The sequence below is a fragment of the Enterococcus pseudoavium NBRC 100491 genome, from assembly GCF_001544295.1.
Lineage (GTDB): Bacteria > Bacillota > Bacilli > Lactobacillales > Enterococcaceae > Enterococcus_A > Enterococcus_A pseudoavium.
In genome coordinates, this window is record NZ_BCQF01000021.1 from 12,775 (window position 1) to 33,410 (window position 20,636).

Here is a 20,636-nt window from a genome sequence, read left to right on the forward strand (position 1 = left end):
ATTGTTAATATTCACGATTTTTTGTTGAAATAGTCGAGAGAAAAAAATAAGGTTGACCAAAATATTTTTAGAGGTTAAACTAAAATTAGAAAAATTTAGTTTTTAAAGGAGGTTTTTATTTGTTAACTGTAAAAAAATTATCTGTTGCGTACTGCGATACACCGGTATTCAATAATTTATCCGTCCATTTTAATGCAGGGAAGATTACTGGCATTATCGGACCTAATGGAGCTGGTAAATCTACTTTAATCAAGGCAATATTGGGTCTTATTCATCCAAAATCAGGTAGTAGCGCGCTTGATGGTCATTCAATGGCAACAGTAAAAAAGAAGGTTGCCTATGTAGAGCAACGAAAGGATTTAGATCTCAGTTTTCCAATCAATGTCTATGATTTGGTTTTAACTGGTAGTTATGGAAAACTGGGATTGTTTAAGACTCCAGGAAAAAGCGAACGTGTTGCTTGTGATGCAGCTCTTGAGCAAGTTAAAATGACTGACTTTGCTAATCGGCAAATAGGTAATTTGTCAGGCGGACAATTACAGCGGGTATTCGTAGCTCGAGCAATTTTACAACAGGCAGAAATTGTTGTCTTAGATGAACCTTTTGTTGGAATTGATGTGGAAAGTGAGCGTGCCATCATGGCTATTTTAAAACAATGGCGAGACGAACAAAAAACCATTATCGTTATCCATCACGATTTAAATAAAGTTTATGATTACTTTGATGAATTAGTCATTATGAATCACGGAATCATTGACTTTGGGCCAACTCAAGAAGTCTACAATTCGAAGAATATCAGTAAAGCATTCAGTGATGACTTATCTTCAGTTCTATTTCAGGAGGTAAATTGAATGACTGCTCTCTCGGATTTTTTTCAAGCGTTAGGAAAATATGATTTCCTTCAAAGTGCATTAATCACTGCAATAATGGTGGGGATTATGTCTGGGATTATTGGGAGTTTCATCATTCTACGAGGAATGTCTTTGATGGGGGACGCTATTTCTCATTCAGTATTGCCAGGGGTTGCTGTTGCTTATATGTTAGGTATAAATATCTTGATTGGAGCATCTATTTTTGGTGTACTAGCTGCAATGTTAATCGGCTACGTGGCTTCTCATAGTAAAATCAAAGTAGATACTGCAATAGGGGTTGTCTTCAGCTTCTTTTATGCATTGGGATTCATTTTAATCTCTATGGCCGAAAGCTCAACCAATCTACACCATATTTTATTTGGAAACATTCTAGCTGTTAGTAATAGTGATATGATCACAACGGCAATTGTTTTAGGAATTGTGATTATTTTTGTACAAGTATTTTATAAAGAATTGTTAATCACTTCCTTTGATCAGACCTTCGCTAAAACATATGGATTAAATACCCAACTAATCCACTATAGCCTTATGCTCGTCTTAACGCTAGTAACCGTATCAGCATTACAAACTGTCGGAATCATCTTAGTAGTGGCCATGTTAATTACGCCAGCTGCAACAGCATACTTTTGGACCGACCGCTTGTCCGTGATGCTTGTTTTCTCCGCTATATTTGGTGTTGTCGCATCAATTTGTGGTTTGTACTTCAGCTACACATTCAACTGGGCTTCTGGTCCAGCGATTGTTATTGTCGCAGCAGGGTTATTCTTAATTTCCTTTATCTTCTCACCAAAACAAAACTTGTTACATATACACAAAAATAGAAAAGAGGCGTAAATATGAAAAGAATATTAGTAACCATCGTAGTAGTGATCGCAGCCGTCGCCGGAGTAATCTTTTTTGTCAACGGACGAAGTGGAGATTCCAAACAATCAACAGATTCCAAAAAAATCAGCGTAGTAACTACAAACTCGATTTTGGAAGACATGGTTAAAAATGTGGCTAAAGATCGCGTTGAACTATATAGTATTGTTCAACGCGGCGTGGATCCCCACGAGTATGAACCTAAACCGGAAGATATCTCAAAAGCAACAGATGCAACAGTTTTATTTCACAACGGACTGAATTTAGAAACTGGCGGTAGTGGTTGGTTCAAGAAGTTGGTAAGCACTGCTCATAAAGAATTCGATAAAGATGTTTTCGCCGCCAGTGAAGGTGTAACACCGGAGCACTTAACAACCAACGTCGAAGAAGAAGATCCTCATGCCTGGCTTGATTTAGCCAATGGTGTTCAATACGTCAAAACAATCACCAAAGTCTTAAAGGAAAAAGATTCAAAAAATGCAGATTATTACCAAACTAATTCTGATGCTTATATCAAAAAATTACAAAAGTTACATGAGGAAGCGCAATCAAAATTTCTCGATATTCCTGAATCACAGCGTTTATTGGTCACCTCAGAGGGTGCCTTCAAATACTTCTCAAAAGCCTATCATGTTGCGCCAGCTTACATTTGGGAAATCAATACCGAATCTCAAGGTACTCCCGAACAAATGAAAGCTGTGTTAGCTAAAATAGAAAACTCTGATGTCAAACATTTGTTCGTAGAAACCTCTGTTTCATCTAAGTCAATGAATAAAGTTGCCGATGAAACGGGATTAGAAATTTATTCCAAAATTTTTACTGATTCATTAGCAAAAGAAGGTTCCGAAGGCGATACCTACTATACAATGATGAAATGGAATCTAAACAAAATTCATGATGGTCTAGCTTAGCAATGTTAAAAACATATTGATATTTTAAAGTTTCCCTCTAAGTAATTATTCTTGTAGTTTATTTAGAGGGACGACTTTTGATGATTGAGCGGTCCTCAGATATCTCATTACGATAAGATATCATCAAAAGATAAATTATTACTTAGCTAATTTTTTTCTTAGGATTATTTTTAGATATGTTACATAAAGACACCCCAGTTTAATAACGTAGGATGCTACTGATTTTACTTGAAAGGAGAACTAACATTGACACCAACCCAAGAAAAGTATCTGCTAGTTATTGACAAACTTAGTAAAGATAAAAAGTTGGTAAGAAATAGACAGGTTGCTGATATCCTAGAGGTCAAGCCTTCTTCTGTTACAGAAATAATGGATAGACTGGTAAATCAAAATATGATTCAGCACATTTCTTATCAAGGTGTTTTTTTAACATCCTCGGGTGAGGAACAAGTAGCTTTACTTAAAGAAAGACGTCGTATACTCTCAACTTTCTTAACATTCTATCTTGATATTTCGAAAACTGAGTCACCAGGAATCATAGATGAACTCCTACAAGTTCAGAACCCTCTATTTTTTGAAAAACTTGACTGTTATACAGCACAAGAGACTATGGAAAGCCATATCCAATATGATTCATAAAATAAGTGCCTAGTTCCTTAACCTAAGTAATATAGTCAATTATCAATATGTGATTCCCCGTTAGTAACACGGGGGTACCGAACTCATTAGAAATCTCTCTGAAGGTTGCTACAAAAGGCCTCATGAGCATTCTTCAAAGATTCGATTTTTGTCAAAATTAGCTAAATAGAAAAGCAAAAGACGTGTGAACGGACCGGCTGCCAGCGGCAGAGCAGAGTTCGTTTACACGTCTTTTTTGTGTTTTCTCAAAAAAGAAACTTTTTCGAAATGAGGCGATTAAGAAGCAAATAGCTTAAGAATCTCTTACAAGTCAATTCAATTGTCTGTTGTTTCGAAAAATTACCCTACTCAGATTGTAGTAGTAATGGAAGGGAAATCATCCATAAAGAAAATTATGAGAAATTCCACATTTTTTGGAAAATAGGGAGTTCCAAATTGTTCTTGTTAGTGAAAGGAGGAAATTTTATGCAACTGATTCGTGCACCCACTCTACTTTGTTTCAACCAATTAAAACAAAGACTAAATTCAAAATCAAAGGAGAAATACACATGTCAAATAAATTAATGATCCAAAAAGGAACCAGCATCTCACTAAACGATTCAGAAACTGTCAATCTAGCCAGCCTACGTTTCGATCTCAAACAATTCAAACTCCCGCAACGTTTTGTTGTAGCCAAAAGTGATATTCAAATGCGCATGGAACGTGAACAGAACCATGTTGGCGAACGTGTAGAGACCGGGCTAATGATCCTCACCTTCAAAGTCTATGATCGGGCTTTTGTCGAACTGGTTCTGAATAACGGCGGAACAGAACTCGGCTCCCCTATCACCATTGTGGTCGAGCATCAAGAAGAACTGCCTATTTTAGATAACTATGAAGACGGCGAGTTGATTCCCATTCGTTTTACTGGTTTAAATGTTTATCCCCGAAAAATTCAGAAAAAATCATTTGTGGGAGAAGGTCAACCAATGATTGATACCTGGCAATTTGCAGCGTTGAAAATCAGCGCCACCTCCTATCAGCTAGGAGAAGCGAATGAACCAAACACACCGGCAAAGTAACGAATGTCTGATTGATTTTCTACGCTTTTCATTGCCGGATGCTTCAATGGAAAAAGTTGCGGATTTATTGGGAATTGCCCTTTCTGACTTTACTTCGGAAAAGAAAGGGAGTCCTTTTCCCACTTACGATTCTCACTATTCCTTTGCAGATATCATCATCCATCAAAGCGACCACCATAACAATCTGTTAGTAAACTTATCGGGGCAAGGGTGTCGCCAATATGAAGAATATATGTCCAGCGTTGAGGGTTGGCATTGGCAGAAATTCTTAGCCACCATTTTAAAAGCCAAAGGAACCATCACTCGTGCAGACTTAGCGATGGACTTGTTTGATGGCTCCTCTCCTCCAGTGTCTACCTTGCAAAAATATGTGAAGAACGGCCAACTCAGCTCTCAAAGTCGCCACTTTCGAGAAGTGAATAGTGGTCAATTACGAGATGGCATTCTGACAGGCCACACGCTTTATATTGGTGCTCAACCTCAACTACTGCGGATTTACGATAAAAAGCAAGAAATTCGAGATAAGACAGGTGAAATCGCCCAAGTCAATGAATGGGTTCGCTGGGAAATGGAATTAACCGATCAAAAGGCCCGGCAAGCAATAGAAAAACTTGCGAAAGGAATACCACTCAATACGGTCATTCGTGGCATTTTAGCTTCCCACTACAGCTTCAAGACCAAACCCAAAGGACCGGTCAATTATCACAATAAAGCTCGTTGGCCCAATATGAAATGGTGGGACAAATTTGTGGGGGGCATTCCAAAAATTCCCTTACGTGTCGTCCGGGAAAAGCCAACTTTTTCCAAGAAGAAATTCTGGCTAGAGAATACCACCTCGAAATCTCTTGCCATGGTTTATGAAGCTTTTCTACAAGCCTATGGGCCAGATCAAGCGGAAGTTTATTTGAAAGAATTATTAGCCAAGGGCAAAGAAAAATTTACAGAAACGGATCAAACTTTTATCGAACAAAAAATACTGGAATTGGAAAATGAAGATTCTTACTAACGAAAGGAGGTTAGCTATGAATGAAGTTCAATTTTTACTCAGTGATGAGCAAATGAAGCAGTTGGGAAATAGCGTTTATACACTTATTCTGAATAGTGTGAATCAAGTTCGAAAAGACGTCACTCTCGACAAGCGCTATTTAACCAAAAAAGAAACTTGCCAATATCTCCACATTGCCAATAATACTTTGGATAAATGGGTCGAACAAGGATTGCCGAGAATCACGATTCAAGGTGTTGTTCGTTTTGATCGACAAGTCGTGGATGAATGGCTGCGTTGCTATAATCGCTAGAAGCGGTTTATAATCAGAACGTAGTCATTCCTACGTTCTGGTTTGCGTATAAGAAAGTAGGAAGTAACATGGCAATTACCAAATTGAAAAACAATCACTACAAATTGGAGGTCTTTTACCCCAAGGAGGTGCGACAAATTCTCGGTGTCACTACCGAGCGCTACCGCAAAACATTCAGAACAAAGAAAGAAGCAGAACAGGCTGAAAAAGATCTTACTCAAAAAATCCAACGTGTCCTTAACGAAAAAAGCGCTCGTTCCTTTGAACTGAACGGCCATATCAAATTCAAAGAGTTTTATCAAACGGTTTGGTTGGATATGTATATCGCTGGTTCGACAGGTCGTTCTCGACAAATTCCGACTGCTACAACCATTAGCAATACAAAAGATGTCTTCCGTCTTCATATTCTACCGATGTTTGGGGATTATTCCATCAAGTTTTTAAACGACAATAAAGACTTTGTGCTTCGTACATTGATGAAAAAATCCCAAACCTACGCCAATATCAAAATCATTAAAAGTTATGTCAATCAGGTTTTTGATATCGCGGAATTATTAGAGTATATCGAATACAATCGGATCGAAAAAGTCATTCGCTATGTAGGTGATCCTAAGAAACAACAACTAAAAGCAGAACGTCAGTTAAATGGTGAAGCACTGACAGCAGAAGAATTGATTGCTTGGTTAGACGCAACCAATGAGGATTATCGCAATGGTTCCCTCATCATGCAAGACTATGTTCTCTTTATGCTGACGTTGAATCTAGGTGACCGCAAGAGCGAATCCTATGCCCTTCAGTGGAAACATATTGATTTTGAAAATGGTTATGTCAGTTTGATTCAAAGTAAGGATAAGTTTGGCAATCTGAAATCCACAAAAGGTCGAAAAGCCACGAAATTCAAGATTCCGACATTCCTTATTGAACTTTTAAAAGAATGGAAGAAAAAGCAAAAGGAAGAACTTTTACAGCTTGGGATTAAGCAGACAAAAGAACAGTTTCTTTTCACTTATGCCAATCGAAGTGGCGAAGTAAACATTCCAGTTCATGTGGATTATTTAAATTATCGGCTAAAATCCATTCGCCGAAGACATGAGGAACTGACTCAAACAAATCCACACAAGCTGCGGCATACCTTTAGTACCTTAGCTCGTGAAGGTGGTGCAACGATGGCTCAAATTTCTCAAGCCTTGACCCACTCGGATATCAAAACGACAGAGATATACGTTAATACACCGAACGTTGTGGATCTTTCCACCTATGAGAAATTCGAGAAACGTCTGGATGAAGCTCGCCAAGCGAAATAAATAACAGTTTAAAATAACAACTAAACAACTTAAAAAGAACAATTATATGGTTCCTAACCTAGGTCTTAAAAACAGCCTATTCAAAATCTCGTACATTTTTTCGTACCTAAGCGTACAAAAAAAGACACTTTCCAAAAATCAGAAAGTGCCAGAAACGTTGATATATAAAGGATATTAACGTTTTGAAAATTGAGATGCTTTACGAGCTTTCTTAAGACCTGGTTTTTTACGTTCAACCATACGTGAATCACGAGTAAGTAATCCAGCGCGTTTTAATGGTGCGCGGAAATCAGGATCTACTTCTAATAAAGCACGTGAGATACCGTGACGGATAGCGCCGGCTTGACCTGCGTAGCCCCCACCATCAACGTTTACGAATACATCGTATGAACCAGTTGTTTCAGTAACGCCAAATGGTTGGTTGATTACTAAACGTAGGTCAGCATGTGGGATATATTCTGCAACGTCTTTTTTATTTACAGTAATTTTACCAGTTCCTGGTACTAAACGTACGCGAGCAACTGCATTTTTACGACGGCCTGTGCCGTTATATTGAACTTGTGCCAATGAATTTCCCTCCTATTAAATTAAGTTTGTGATGTCTAAGACTTCTGGTTGTTGTGCTGCATGTGGATGTTCTGCTCCACCGTATACGTGAAGTTTCATGCCTTGAGCGCGGCCTAAAGTGTTTTTAGGAAGCATACCTTTAACAGAAGTTTCGACCAAACGGCGAGAATTTTTAGCACGCATTTCGCCTGCTGAGATTGATTTCAATCCACCAGGGAAGTTTGAGTGACGGTAGTAAATCTTGTCAGTTGCTTTCTTACCTGTTAATTTAACTTGATCTGCATTAATTACGATTACAAAATCACCAGTATCTACATGTGGTGTGAATGTTGGTTTATTTTTTCCGCGTAGCATTGATGCAACAACTGTTGAAAGACGTCCTAAAGGAACATCAGTTGCGTCTACTACGTACCATTTACGTTCTACTTCGCCTGGCTTAGCCATATATGTTGTACGCACGTTTTTTTCCTCCAATTTCAATTTCGAATGTTTGACAAACACTTGAGTTTCCGGGGCTCTTGTGGGGCAAACAATACCATTTACCATAATACTTGCTAAAGCTTGCCCTGTCAATGTTTTTCTCCTTGAAAACGCAAAATCTTTTCATTTTACTAGCTTTCTTCTACTATTCATTATCAACCGCTATATCCAGTTTTAAATGAATAAAGAAACGTGTTTTCGAAAATATTTTGCATAAATATTTAAAAAGTGCTTGATTTTTGTATTTTACGGTGCTAAGATAGCTTCAACACATTAATTAGATTTTAATGAAAAAGCGATAAGGGAGCAATGCAGGATGAAAGAAAAAGTGATTTTAGCATACTCAGGTGGTTTAGATACTTCTGTCTCAATTAAATGGCTCGTTGATGAAGGCTATGACGTGATTGCCTGCTGTTTAGATATTGGCGAAGGCCGCGATACCGAATTTATTAAGAACAAAGCATTACAAGTTGGCGCGACTGAATCTTATGCCATTGATGCTCGCGAAGAATTTTCACAGGATTTTGTTTTAGTGGCTCTCCAAGGAAATACTTACTATGAAAATTCTTACCCATTAGTTTCTGCATTATCTCGTCCGTTGATCTCAAAAAAACTAGTCGAGCTAGCTCATCAAACTGGGGCCACTACAATTGCCCACGGCTGTACCGGTAAAGGCAACGACCAAGTTCGTTTTGAAGTTTCAATTGCCGCCCTTGATCCAAACTTGAAGATCATCGCACCGGTCCGTGAATGGAAATGGTCACGGGAAGAAGAAATCAACTATGCGGCGGAAAAAGGAGTACCAATCCCAGCAGATTTGGACAATCCTTATTCCATCGACCAAAACTTATGGGGCCGGGCTTGTGAATGTGGCGTCTTAGAAGATCCTTGGGCGACCCCACCAGCAGGAGCTTACGCTATCACTGCTGAATTAGAGGATACACCTGATAAACCTACGACTGTTGAGATCACCTTTGAAAAAGGCGTGCCAACGGCGTTAGATGGTGAAGAATTATCATTAGCAAACTTAATCATGAAGTTAAATACGATCGCTGGTGTGCACGGTATCGGCCGGATCGATCATATCGAAAATCGTCTGGTAGGAATCAAATCACGGGAAGTCTATGAATGTCCCGGAGCGGAAGTCTTGATGAAGGCCCATAAAGAATTAGAAGACTTGACCTTTGTCCGTGAGATGGCCCATTTCAAACCAGTCATTGAACAACAATTATGCCAAATGATCTATGATGGTCTATGGTTCAATCCAACGATGGATGCCTTGATCGCGTTCTTGAAACAATCGCAAGAAGTGGTTAACGGCGTACTACGGGTGAAATTATTCAAAGGCAACGTCATCGTTGAAGGACGTAAATCTGATAATAGTCTATACAACGAAAACTTGGCGACCTATACTTCTGCCGATACCTTCGATCAAGATGCGGCAGTTGGCTTCATCAAATTATGGGGCTTACCAACCAAGGTAAACGCTGAGGTCCAAGCAGAAAAGAAACAACCGACTGTTTAAAATGAATTTGCAAGCGAAACCAGATGTGAGGCGGCTTTTACTTGCCGGTAAATAAGGCCGTCCGGTTTCACATCTTGCCATTGCTCTTAGGAGAGTTTCTTTTCCAGTCAGGAAATAAGGAAACCAGCAATGATTTCATCCTGAGGTATCTGAAAAGATGCCTCCTCCCTAAATTCAAACGCTTAATGAACAACTTTGTTCATTAAGCTAGCTACTTAAAGCAGCTGCTAAAAAAGACCGATTAGTCGGTCTTTTTTAGCAATAATCTTTCTATATACGACTTACAAAAGAAAAGCGAGGACAACTATTATGGCAAAACTTTGGGGTGGCCGTTTTGACGGTAAGAATGAAGCTTGGATCGATGCTTTTGGTGCTTCGATTCCCTTCGACCAGCAATTAGCCAAACAGGATATCGTCGGTAGTTTAGCGCATGTCAAGATGCTAGGGGAAACTGGCATTATTACAAAAGAAGAAGCGCAACAAATTACGGCGGGCCTGAATACCTTGGCAAAAAAAGCAGCCAATGATGAATTAAGCTTTACCATTGAAAATGAAGATATTCATTTAAATTTAGAAAAAATGCTCCATGATGAGATCGGTCCTGTTGCCGGTAAATTACATACCGCTCGTAGTCGGAATGACCAAGTCGCAACCGACATGCATTTATATTTGAAGGAACATTTAATTGAAATTATTGAAAAAGTCCAGCATTTCCGAGCTGTCTTGGTCGCCAAAGCTGAAGATCATGTGGAAACAATCATGCCTGGCTATACCCACCTGCAGCATGCGCAGCCGATTTCCTTCGGGCATCACTTAATGGCCTATTATGGCATGCTGACCCGTGATCAAGCTCGTCTTGCGGAAAGTCTCAAGCGTGTCGACATTTCCCCGCTAGGCTGTGCAGCATTAGCAGGAACGACTTTCCCGATCGATCGTCAAATGACGGCGGATGAATTAGGTTTTGGCGATATTTATATGAATAGCTTGGATGGTGTAAGTGACCGTGATTTCATTTTGGAATTTTTGAGCAACAGTTCGATCTTGATGGTCCATCTTTCCCGTCTCTGTGAAGAAATTATCCTATGGTGTAGCCACGAATTTAAATTTGTCGAATTGACCGATACTTTTTCGACGGGCAGTTCCATCATGCCCCAGAAAAAAAATCCCGATATGGCAGAATTGATTCGCGGCAAATCGGGCCGGGTGTTTGGCGATCTAGTGGGTTTATTAACCGTGATCAAAGGCTTACCATTAGCCTACAACAAAGATCTGCAAGAAGACAAAGAAGGGATGTTCGATACGGTCCATACCGTTGCTACCAGCTTGGACATTATGGCGGGCATGATCGACACCATGAAGGTCAACACGCAGATCATGCACGATGCGACCGAAAAGGATTTCTCTAATGCGACCGAACTAGCAGATTATTTAGCCACTAAAGGAATCCCTTTCCGTCAAGCCCATGAAATTGTCGGTAAACTGGTTTTAGCTTGCACGCAAAAAGGCATTTACTTACAAGATGTACCGTTAGAAGAATATCAAGCGATTAATCCGGTGATTGAAGCCGACATCTATGATACATTATCTTCTAAAACAGCCGTAATCCGCCGCCATTCATTAGGCGGTACGGGCTTTGACCAAGTGAAAAAACAAATTGAGTTAGCCAAAAAGGAACTTTAATTATTAGCAGACTACTTAGCAAGTAGTCTGCTAATTTCGTTTACACCCCTGTTCATTTTCCCGCTCAGTCTTAAACCCCTTACATTGATTCTTTATTTATGTTATTTTTTATATAGGAAGACTTTTTTTGACGATCTCAGCGACTTTCAAACTAAGCTCCATCTGTTTAAATATTCAAACGATTTTATTCACTAATGTTGTTAATTCGATCTGCAAAATCACCATTCCTTTTTGTAGAACAGAAAGAGAGGTGACACGATGAATCAAAAATTAAAAGAAAATATTTCCGAATCACTATCCTCGGTCTTGCCGATTACTCTGATCGTTTTAATTATCAGTGTTGTTTTGGTTCCGATGGAAATTGGTACGATCGCGATGTTTCTTGTCGGTGCTGTGATGCTGATTATCGGCATGGGCTTTTTCCAATTAGGAGCCGAAATATCCATGACACCCTTAGGTGAAGGGATTGGTGCCCAGCTTTCCAAAAGTAAAAAAACTGGAATCCTGGCCTTGATTGTATTTGTGATTGGTGCGATTATCACCATCGCAGAACCTGATCTGCAAGTTTTAGCTGATCAAATGCCAGCAATCCCCAGCAATCTGCTTGTTTGGACCGTAGCTATCGGTGTCGGACTTTGCTTGACGTTAGCCGTTCTGCGCATTTTATTTAAAATCAGTTTATCTTTCATCTTAATGATTTTATATTTTGCAGTCATTTTACTTTCTTTTCGGACACCTAATGATTTCGTTCCCGTTGCTTTTGACTCCGGTGGTGCTACCACGGGACCCATCACAGTACCTTTTATTTTAGCTTTAGGAGTCGGGCTGGCTTCTGTCAGAAGTGACAAGGATGCAACTGACGACAGCTTTGGTTTAGTCGCGATCTCCAGTATCGGACCGATCCTCGCTGTGTTGCTCTTGGGGATTTTCTTCCGCCCAACCGATACTGCCTATACTCCGCCAGAATTCCTTGATGTAGTCACGACTCGTGATGTCGTTCATGAATTTATGTTGGCTCTGCCCCACTATGCCTACGAGGTTTTAATTTCAGTCTTGCCGATTGCTGCCCTCTTTTTCGTTTTTCAATTAATCAGCCGACGCTATCATCGACGGCAATACGTTCGAATGATTGTTGGGCTGTTCTACACTTATTTGGGACTTGTTCTCTTCCTAACCGGGGTCAGTATTGGGTTTGCACCTGTCGGCAGTTTATTAGGGGGGGAATTAGCCGCCAGTCCATTTAAATGGTTGTTGGTTCCTATCGGGATGTTAATTGGTTATTTCATTGTCAAAGCCGAGCCGGCCATCCAAGTATTGAATCACCAAGTTGAAACAGTCACAGGAGACGCAATCTCAGCTTCTGCTATGAATCTCTGTCTCTCGATCGGCGTAGCTGTCAGTGTAGGACTAGCCATGACACGCGCTATTACTGGCATCAGCATTTACTGGATCATTATTCCTGGCTATCTGATTGCCCTTTTGTTGACTAAATTTGTTCCTAAGATATTCATCGGTATTGCTTTTGACTCCGGTGGGGTTGCCAGTGGGCCAATGACTAGTACCTTCTTACTCCCTCTTTGTATCGGAGTCAGCGAAGCACTGGATGGTAATATCATGGCTGATGCCTTTGGTGTTGTGGCCTTAGTGGCTTTAACCCCTTTGATTGCTGTACAAATCATGGGCCTCATTTATCGGTGGAAAGCTGCTAAAGCTGCTCGAAATATTGACGTAAGCATTGAAGAATTAAACGAAATCGAAGAATGGGAGGACTCTGAGGATGACACATAAACCAGCTATCCGGATGTTAGTCTTGATTATCAGCCATAAAGATGTCAAAAAAGCCCATACTATTTTGGAAACCCATAACTCTCCTGTTCAAGATCTGTGTATTGGCGAAGGGGCTGCAACGAATGAGGTCATGGATTATTTAGGCTTAGGCACGACAGAAAAAGCATTACTTTTTTGTCCTGTTCTAAAAAGTCAAGTCCCCACGTTGTTCGAAGCACTAGGTAAAGGCTTAGGACTACATAAGCCCAATAAAGGTTGTGTCTTTACTTTCCCAATCTCTGGGGCAAGTTCCTATATCATGAAAATTTTAGCTTCGGAAATGCCTGAACAAAATCAAGCATTTAGCGAAAGAGAGGAGAAAAAGATGAGCCACGAAGCAAAACACAGCCTGCTAATGGTGACAATCAATCAAGGGTTCAGCGAAGAGGTCATGATTGCAGCAACTGCAGCCGGAGCTTCGGGTGGAACGGTCGTCCATGCACGACGCCTTGAATCGCAGGAAACGATGAGAAAATGGGGCATCAGTGTTCAACCAGAAAAAGAAATGGTCTATCTCTTGGTCGAACAAGACAAGAAGAAGGCCGTCATGCAAGCCATCGGTGAACAATGTGGACTCCTCAGTGACGCTCAAGGAATCATTATCTGTATTCCCGTTGACGGCGTGGTCGGTCTACCAACCAATCTGCCCCATCAATAAGCTAAAAAAAGAACCGACTATCCGTTGATAGTCGGTTCTTTTAATTAAATCAATTATGCATCAATTTCAGGTGCTTTGCCTAAATGTGCTTGGATCATCCAAATCCGTTTTTCAGTGGCTGTTTTAAATTCGATGAAGATATCTTGAGTTGGATCATCGCCTTCTTCACCAGAAACTTCGATTCCTTTTTGATAAAGGTCAGCTAAATAGCGGTAACCTTCAACTAAGGTAGCCAAACGTTCTTCCATCGTACGATCCCAACGACCTTTTTCATCTGGGATTTTTGTTTGATCTGCCATTTCACGTAAGGTTGAATAAGGAGCGCCGTCTAATGTGATTAAACGTTCTGAAATTTCATCCAATTGATCATTTACGTCATCCATGAAATCGTCCATCATTGGGTGTAATGTCAAGAAGCCTGGGCCGCGCATGTACCAGTGTGTTTGGTGAATGACCATAGACATTTGACTTAAGTCTGCTACTAATTGGTTCAATACTTCTTTGGTTTTTTCAAATTTCATTCCTTCATACCTCCTAAATTTGTACTCCATTAAAAGCATAATACACTTTCAGCAAAAGTACAAAGGAAACGCTGAGAATATACGCCTTTTTCGTATCTTATTGTAAAAGGAGGTGAAAAGCATCCATTTATTTATCTTAGGCTCCATCGTCGGATCTTTTTTAGCAGTCGTCAGTATCCGGCTGCCGCGAGGTGAATCACTACTCATACCACCTTCTCATTGTGATCACTGCCAACAGACCCTTCGACCCATTGATTTGATTCCACTAATTTCAGCCTTGCATCAGCGCTTTGTTTGTCGTTATTGTCACCAAAAATTTTCTACTCGTAGTTTTTGGCTTGAATTTTTTTGCGGTCTGCTCTTTTATCACTTCTTGCATGACTTCCACTGGCTCAATCTTTGGTATTTATTTTGGTTGTTAAGTTCACTCGTTTTGGCACTGATCGACTGGGATCAACTAATCGTCGAAATGCGGATCTTTCTTTTAACTGGGATTCCCTTACTCATCAGCGCTATGTTGCTGTTACCCCTTCATTGGCTGCAGCCCATAATAGTTGGATTATTCTTTTATCTTAGTCAAAAAATTCTCCCAAACAGCTTCGGCCTGGGAGATCTTTGGATCATTGGATTATGGAGTTGTTTTTTATCGAGCTACGAACTGTTGCAAGTCCTGTTCAGCGCTTCTTTCAGCGGTTTATTATTTTTCAGCTACCGAACTTTACAAAAAAAGCCCTTGATACAGCTCCCATTTTTACCCTTCCTATTTATTGGACTACTATTGTTGCTGTTAAAAAAGTGTTAACTTTGCCAATTTTTTTGAATAAACCCTTTCCGCCCAGATCCTTTGCTATAGGCAGCATAATGTTCTGGCTGCTTGCGATAAAAATCTTGGTGGTAGGCTTCCGCTGAATAAAAGGTTTGAGCCGGCTCAATCGCTGTTACGATCGGATCTTTAAAACGACCACTAGCTTGTAGCTGCTGTTTGGAAGTTTCAGCGAGGTTTTTTTGTTCTGGGGAAGAATAAAAAATAACGGGACGATACGAATCGCCACGATCAGCAAATTGCCCCAGTGCATCGGTTGGGTCCGTCTGTTGCCAATAAATCTCCACTAATTGCTGATAAGAAATCACGGTTGGATCAAAAGTAATCTCCACGGCTTCCGTATGTCCAGTCCTACCGCTGCAAACTTCTTCATAGGTTGGATTGGGTAGTTGACCGCCAGTATAGCCCGCAACAACCGCTTTAATCCCAGGCATTTGATCAAACGGCTCAACCATACACCAAAAACAGCCACCAGCAAAAATTGCTTTTTCTGCTATCATAAAACACGCCCCCTTCGTTGATTTCATCATAATCCTTTCTGCTAAAAATGAAACGATTTTGCTCAGACATTACAAAAAAATATTCTCAAAGTCAGCACTTGTGCTCAACTTTGAGAATATTTGCTTGTTTAATAGTTCTCCGCATCGATCGGATAAAGAATCTTGCCATAGCCGACATAATCATAATGGGTTCCGGCACTGATCTCATCAACTTCACTATCCGCAAAGAATAATTGATTGTCGTCTTCTTCATCCCAATTAGGCAATTTCTTTTTCGTAGGCAAAGCTAGTTGTCTCTTCAAAATATTTTGCTCTTCCAGTAAATTATTTAGACCTAAAATTTGGAAGTAAATATCATTGATCATCTCGCCTTGGCCCTCGACTTGGGTTTGCTCGATTTTCTCAGCAGCTGGAGTATAATCTTTGGCTACCGTCAGCATCTCGCTCCAACTTAGATCTGTCCGTACATAATCTTCGACTGCTCGTAAATATTTTTTGTATTTAGTGACCGAATTGACTGACAAGAGCTTACGCACAATTTTAGACAAAATTTCTCGTTGCCTCGCTTGACGACCGACATCACCTTGAGGATCTTCGTGGCGCATCCGAACATATTCCAGGGCATGCCGACCATCTAAGACCTGTTTGCCTTTTTTCAAATGCACGCCGTCCAAAGTGAACTCGATTTTATTATCAACTTCGATGCCTCCAACAGCATCTACTAAGGTTTTTAGGCCTTTCATATTTATCTCAATATAGTGATCGACGGGGACATCCATCATTTCTTGGACCGTTTCAATCGCCATTTTCGTTCCGCCTAACGAATATGCCGCGTTCAATTTATCATAGTACGTGTCACCTTTTGCGACATAGTTATCCTCGTCACCTTTATAACCAACAATTTGAGTATAAATATCACGATCCAGACTTGTCATCACTGTTTTCTTCTTTTTTGGGTTAATCGTCACCAGCATCATCGAATCCGAACGACCTTGATACGTCCGACCCTTATCTCCTGTATCGGTTCCCATTAAAAGGATCGAAAACGGCTCACCGTTTTCTAAATTCACGGCCTCCGAACGTTTGGTCTGATAGGCAACTTTTTTCGTCATTTTACTGATTGCTTGATCTACATCGTTATTCACTTTTAATAAATAAACGGTCACAGCTCCTACTAGGATCACGAGGATTCCTACGACAATCAAGATGATCCGCTTTGCTTTGCTCATGTAGCACCTCAACAATTTTACTTCTTAGCTTATTTTTCTCATTTTCTCATAAATCGTCTTCTGAAAATAGTCTTTCTTTTTAGCTCTAAAAGAAATTTAATTTCTGAACAAAGTGACCGCTGTCATTTTGCCAGGTACTTTCTTATAATAGCGCGAAAAGAAAAAGACCACAAGATTCTTTTGAATCTTGTGGTCTAAGTCTAGTTCTATTTAGCTCAAAGGATTATTTAAAGCGTCTTCGGCAGCCATTTGTGCTTCAATATCAGAGATACTGTAGACATTTTCGCTAGCTACGACAACTTCTTTTGGTTCCATGTTACGGTAAGTCGCCATACCTGTACCAGCAGGGATGATCTTACCGATAATAACATTTTCCTTCAATCCAAGTAATGGATCCTTCTTACCGCGGATCGCAGCATCGGTCAAGACACGAGTCGTTTCTTGGAATGATGCAGCAGATAAGAAGCTGTTTGTTTCCAATGAAGCTTTGGTAATACCAAGCAAGACTGGACGAGATGTCGCAGGCGTACCACCAGCAACTAAAGTATTGTAGTTTTGATCTTTAAAGTCAGCAATATCAAGCAGTGTACCTGGCAAGATATCAGTGTCACCTGGGTCCATAACACGGACTTTACGCAACATTTGACGAACCATTACTTCAATATGTTTATCGCCGATTTCTACCCCTTGCATCCGGTAAACACGTTGAACTTCACGTAGTAAGTACGTTTCAACAGAGATTACATCACGGACTTGCAACAAGTGTTTAGGATCAATTGAACCTTCTGTCAACTGTGCCCCACGGTGGATCATGTCGCCTTCAACGACTTTCATCCGCGCAGTGTAAGGAACAGTGTACGTACGAGTATCGGTTTCACCTTTGACGGTAACTTCTTTCGTACGAGTCGCAGCATCTTCAGCGATCTCAACGACTTCACCAGTAACTTCAGTAATTACAGCTAAACCTTTAGGATTACGTGCTTCGAAGATTTCTTGGACACGAGGAAGACCTTGTGTAATATCGTCTCCGGCAACCCCACCGGTATGGAATGTCCGCATGGTTAACTGAGTACCTGGTTCACCGATTGATTGAGCGGCGATGGTACCAACTGCTTCACCGACTTCAACGTCGTCACCAGTTGCCAAGTTACGGCCGTAACAGTGTTTACATACACCGTGTTTAGTATTACATGTGAAGACTGAACGGATCGTTAATTTCTCAACGCCAGCGTCGATGATGCGTTTCGCATCTGCTTCACTGATCAATGCATCAGCCGGTAAAATTACTTCACCAGTTTCAGGATGCATTACTGATTTTTGCGTATAACGTCCAACCAGACGTTCTTCTAATGATTCGATGATTTCGTTACCTTCACGAATCGCAGAGATTTCTAGACCACGGTCAGTACCACAATCTTCTTCACGTACGATCACATCTTGGGCAACGTCAACCAAACGACGAGTCAAGTAACCTGAATCGGCAGTCTTCAAGGCAGTATCGGTCATCCCTTTACGAGCCCCGTGAGTCGAGATAAACATTTCCAAGACAGATAGACCTTCACGGAAGTTTGAGATGATTGGCAATTCCATGATTTGTCCATTCGGAGCGGCCATCAATCCACGCATACCAGCAAGCTGAGTAAAGTTGGAGATATTACCACGGGCTCCAGAATCAGACATCATGAAGATTGGGTTCTTCGCATCTAAGGATTCCATTAGTCGTTGTTGGATTTCATCTTTAGCAGCATTCCAAACAGCGATAACCCGTTCATAACGTTCATCATCAGTAATCAAACCACGACGGAATTGCTTCGTGATCGTGCTGACTTGTTTGTGAGCATTGTCGATGATTTCTTGTTTTTCTGCTAGTGCCATGATATCAGCGATACCAACGGTCATCCCAGCGTGTGTTGAATGTTTGTAACCTAAGTCTTTCATACGGTCAAGCATCATTGACGTATCAGTGACTTTGAAACGTTTGAAGACTTCAGCGATGATATTCCCAAGATTTTTCTTCTTGAATGGCAAGATGATTTCTTGTTCTTTAATCGCTGCAGGAATATCGGCACCTTTTTCAACAAAGTATTTATCAGGTGTGTGTTGCGTTAAGTTGAAATCAGTCGGTTCGTTCAAGTAAGGGAACTCTTGCGGCATGATATCATTGAAGATAATTTTCCCAACCGTCGTAATCAACATACGTTCTTTTTGTTCTTCAGTAAATGGTTTGTCTCCTAAGGCATTAGGATCGACAGCCACTCGTGAGTGCAAGTGAACATAGCCATTGCGCCATGCTAGAACTGCTTCATTCATGTCGCGGAAGATCATACCTTCACCTTCGCGGCCTTCTTCTTCCATTGTTAGGTAGTAGTTACCTAAGACCATATCTTGAGATGGTGTAACAACTGGTTTACCATCTTTAGGGTTCAAGATGTGGGTCGCAGCAAGCATCAACAAACGAGCTTCAGCTTGTGCTTCTTCACCTAGAGGTAGATGGACAGCCATTTGGTCTCCATCGAAATCGGCATTATAGGCTTCACATACTAATGGGTGAAGACGGATCGCACGACCTTCAACTAAGATTGGTTCAAATGCTTGGATACCTAAGCGGTGAAGCGTAGGTGCCCGGTTAAGTAAGACAGGGTGTTCTTTGATTACTTCTTCCAGAACGTCCCACACGACGTCTTCTTGACGTTCGATCTTACGTTTGGCATTTTTGATATTTGAAGCAATTTCACGTTGAACTAATTCTTTCATAACGAAAGGTTTGAACAATTCGATCGCCATTTCTTTTGGCAGACCACATTGATACATCTTCAAGAAAGGTCCAACGACGATAACAGAACGGGCAGAATAATCGACACGTTTACCCAGCAAGTTTTGACGGAAACGACCTTGTTTCCCTTTCAACATGTGAGATAAAGATTTCAATGGACGGTTCCCCGGTCCTGTAACTGGACGGCCACGACGACCATTATCGATTAACGCATCGACCGCTTCTTGAAGCATCCGTTTTTCATTTTGTACGATGATGTTCGGTGCATTCAAGTCTAACAATCGTTTCAAACGGTTGTTACGGTTAATCACACGACGGTATAAATCATTCAAGTCAGACGTTGCAAAACGGCCACCTTCTAATTGAACCATCGGACGTAGATCTGGCGGGATGACAGGGATAACATCCATTACCATCCAGCTAGGAAGGTTACCAGAAGAACGGAACGCTTCTAGCACATCTAAACGACGGATCGCACGGGTCCGTTTTTGCCCTTGGGCTGTTTTCAATTCTTCTTTTAACTCTGATGATTCGCCATCTAGATCGACTTGATCTAATAACTGCTTGATAGCTTCGGCACCCATAGCCGCGTGGAATTCTTGACCGTATTGATCCCGTTTTTCACGGTATTCACGTTCCGTCAATAATTGTTTTTTCTCTAGGCTTGTATTACCTGGATCGATCACGACATAAGATGCAAAGTAAATGATTTCTTCTAACGCACGAGGACTCATGTCTAAGACAAGACCCATCCGAGAAGGAATTCCTTTGAAATACCAGATATGTGTAACAGGGGCTGCTAATTCGATATGGCCCATCCGTTCACGACGAACTTTCGAACGAGTAACTTCAACACCACAACGGTCGCAGACGATTCCTTTATAACGAATCCGTTTATATTTCCCACAGGCACATTCCCAGTCTTTGGTTGGCCCAAAAATTCTTTCATCGAATAACCCTTCGCGTTCAGGTTTCAAGGTACGATAGTTAATGGTTTCCGGTTTCTTTACTTCACCGTATGACCAGCTTCTGATTTTTTCAGGAGAAGCCAAACCTATTTGCATACTTTCGAATTTATTTACATCGATCAAAAGGGTTTCCCTCCAT

General features: G+C 40.7%; 19 protein-coding genes. 13 read left to right on the top strand and 6 right to left on the bottom strand.

Annotation, left to right across the window (positions count from 1 at the left end; all coding sequences use genetic code 11):
* The first annotated feature begins 119 nt into the window (after nucleotides 1–119).
* The 8 genes from EP1_RS09955 to EP1_RS09990 all read left to right on the top strand — a co-directional run bounded on the left by EP1_RS09955 (nucleotide 120) and on the right by EP1_RS09990 (nucleotide 6,946).
* Nucleotides 120–851 (top strand): metal ABC transporter ATP-binding protein, encoded by a 732-nt coding sequence (locus tag EP1_RS09955; RefSeq protein ID WP_007207888.1) that lies wholly within the window; start codon nucleotides 120–122, stop codon nucleotides 849–851.
* Nucleotides 852–1,706, top strand: a complete 855-nt coding sequence (locus EP1_RS09960) for a metal ABC transporter permease (RefSeq protein ID WP_005879136.1) — start codon at nucleotides 852–854, stop codon at nucleotides 1,704–1,706.
* 2 nt (nucleotides 1,707–1,708) lie between these two features.
* On the top strand, nucleotides 1,709–2,644 hold the full coding sequence (locus tag EP1_RS09965) for a metal ABC transporter solute-binding protein, Zn/Mn family (protein WP_067626998.1): 936 nt from the start codon (nucleotides 1,709–1,711) through the stop codon (nucleotides 2,642–2,644).
* Nucleotides 2,645–2,890: 246 nt separating this feature from the next.
* Nucleotides 2,891–3,283, top strand: a complete 393-nt coding sequence (locus tag EP1_RS09970) for a metal-dependent transcriptional regulator (RefSeq protein WP_022796193.1) — start codon at nucleotides 2,891–2,893, stop codon at nucleotides 3,281–3,283.
* A 548-nt stretch (nucleotides 3,284–3,831) separates the two neighbouring features.
* Nucleotides 3,832–4,344, top strand: coding sequence for a hypothetical protein (locus tag EP1_RS09975; protein WP_022796195.1), 513 nt, complete (start codon nucleotides 3,832–3,834; stop codon nucleotides 4,342–4,344).
* Complete coding sequence (locus EP1_RS09980) at nucleotides 4,319–5,350, top strand: replication initiation factor domain-containing protein (RefSeq protein WP_007207883.1); 1,032 nt, start codon at nucleotides 4,319–4,321, stop codon at nucleotides 5,348–5,350. The genes EP1_RS09975 and EP1_RS09980 overlap by 26 nt, the downstream gene beginning before the upstream one ends.
* Before the next feature lie 16 nt (nucleotides 5,351–5,366).
* A complete protein-coding gene (locus EP1_RS09985) occupies nucleotides 5,367–5,642 on the top strand; it encodes a helix-turn-helix domain-containing protein (RefSeq protein ID WP_026501626.1) in 276 nt (91 codons plus the stop codon).
* A gap of 68 nt (nucleotides 5,643–5,710) precedes the next feature.
* Nucleotides 5,711–6,946, top strand: coding sequence for a tyrosine-type recombinase/integrase (locus tag EP1_RS09990; RefSeq protein WP_007207881.1), 1,236 nt, complete (start codon nucleotides 5,711–5,713; stop codon nucleotides 6,944–6,946).
* 174 nt (nucleotides 6,947–7,120) lie between these two features.
* Here EP1_RS09990 and rpsI read toward each other — a convergent pair whose 3' ends face one another.
* Entirely contained in the window at nucleotides 7,121–7,513 is a 393-nt protein-coding gene (gene rpsI, locus EP1_RS09995) for a 30S ribosomal protein S9 (protein ID WP_067627000.1), read from the bottom strand.
* A 15-nt stretch (nucleotides 7,514–7,528) separates the two neighbouring features.
* On the bottom strand, nucleotides 7,529–7,957 hold the full coding sequence (rplM, locus tag EP1_RS10000) for a 50S ribosomal protein L13 (RefSeq protein WP_305041107.1): 429 nt from the start codon (nucleotides 7,955–7,957) through the stop codon (nucleotides 7,529–7,531).
* Between the two features lie 352 nt (nucleotides 7,958–8,309).
* On the opposite strand from rplM, the gene EP1_RS10005 reads away from it, so the two are divergent.
* From EP1_RS10005 to EP1_RS10020, 4 genes are all read left to right on the top strand, one after another.
* Nucleotides 8,310–9,518 carry an argininosuccinate synthase gene (locus tag EP1_RS10005; RefSeq protein WP_067627002.1) on the top strand — a complete coding sequence of 403 codons (1,209 nt, stop codon included), beginning with the start codon at nucleotides 8,310–8,312 and terminating at the stop codon, nucleotides 9,516–9,518.
* A gap of 309 nt (nucleotides 9,519–9,827) precedes the next feature.
* Nucleotides 9,828–11,198 (top strand): argininosuccinate lyase, encoded by a 1,371-nt coding sequence (gene argH / locus EP1_RS10010; RefSeq protein ID WP_067627004.1) that lies wholly within the window; start codon nucleotides 9,828–9,830, stop codon nucleotides 11,196–11,198.
* A 258-nt stretch (nucleotides 11,199–11,456) separates the two neighbouring features.
* A complete protein-coding gene (locus EP1_RS10015) occupies nucleotides 11,457–12,986 on the top strand; it encodes a DUF1538 domain-containing protein (RefSeq protein WP_067627006.1) in 1,530 nt (509 codons plus the stop codon).
* On the top strand, nucleotides 12,976–13,683 hold the full coding sequence (locus EP1_RS10020; protein WP_067627008.1) for a transposase: 708 nt from the start codon (nucleotides 12,976–12,978) through the stop codon (nucleotides 13,681–13,683). The genes EP1_RS10015 and EP1_RS10020 overlap by 11 nt, the downstream gene beginning before the upstream one ends.
* Before the next feature lie 53 nt (nucleotides 13,684–13,736).
* On the opposite strand, the gene EP1_RS10025 is transcribed toward EP1_RS10020, so the two are convergent.
* Nucleotides 13,737–14,204 carry a Dps family protein gene (locus tag EP1_RS10025; protein ID WP_067627010.1) on the bottom strand — a complete coding sequence of 156 codons (468 nt, stop codon included), beginning with the start codon at nucleotides 14,202–14,204 and terminating at the stop codon, nucleotides 13,737–13,739.
* Between the two features lie 112 nt (nucleotides 14,205–14,316).
* On the opposite strand from EP1_RS10025, the gene EP1_RS13775 reads away from it, so the two are divergent.
* Nucleotides 14,317–15,006, top strand: a complete 690-nt coding sequence (locus tag EP1_RS13775) for a prepilin peptidase (RefSeq protein WP_083507535.1) — start codon at nucleotides 14,317–14,319, stop codon at nucleotides 15,004–15,006.
* On the opposite strand, the gene msrA is transcribed toward EP1_RS13775, so the two are convergent.
* From msrA to rpoC, 3 genes are all read right to left on the bottom strand, one after another.
* On the bottom strand, nucleotides 15,003–15,527 hold the full coding sequence (gene msrA / locus EP1_RS10030; protein ID WP_067627012.1) for a peptide-methionine (S)-S-oxide reductase MsrA: 525 nt from the start codon (nucleotides 15,525–15,527) through the stop codon (nucleotides 15,003–15,005). The two genes, EP1_RS13775 and msrA, sit on opposite strands and share 4 nt — an antisense overlap.
* Nucleotides 15,528–15,655: 128 nt before the next feature.
* The gene (locus tag EP1_RS10035; RefSeq protein ID WP_067627014.1) at nucleotides 15,656–16,756 is read right to left on the bottom strand and encodes an LCP family glycopolymer transferase; all 1,101 of its coding nucleotides are present in this window, start codon (nucleotides 16,754–16,756) and stop codon (nucleotides 15,656–15,658) included.
* Between the two features lie 210 nt (nucleotides 16,757–16,966).
* Nucleotides 16,967–20,620: a DNA-directed RNA polymerase subunit beta' gene (gene rpoC / locus EP1_RS10040; protein ID WP_067627017.1), complete on the bottom strand. Its 3,654-nt coding sequence runs from the start codon at nucleotides 20,618–20,620 to the stop codon at nucleotides 16,967–16,969.
* Between the last annotated feature and the right edge of the window lie 16 nt (nucleotides 20,621–20,636).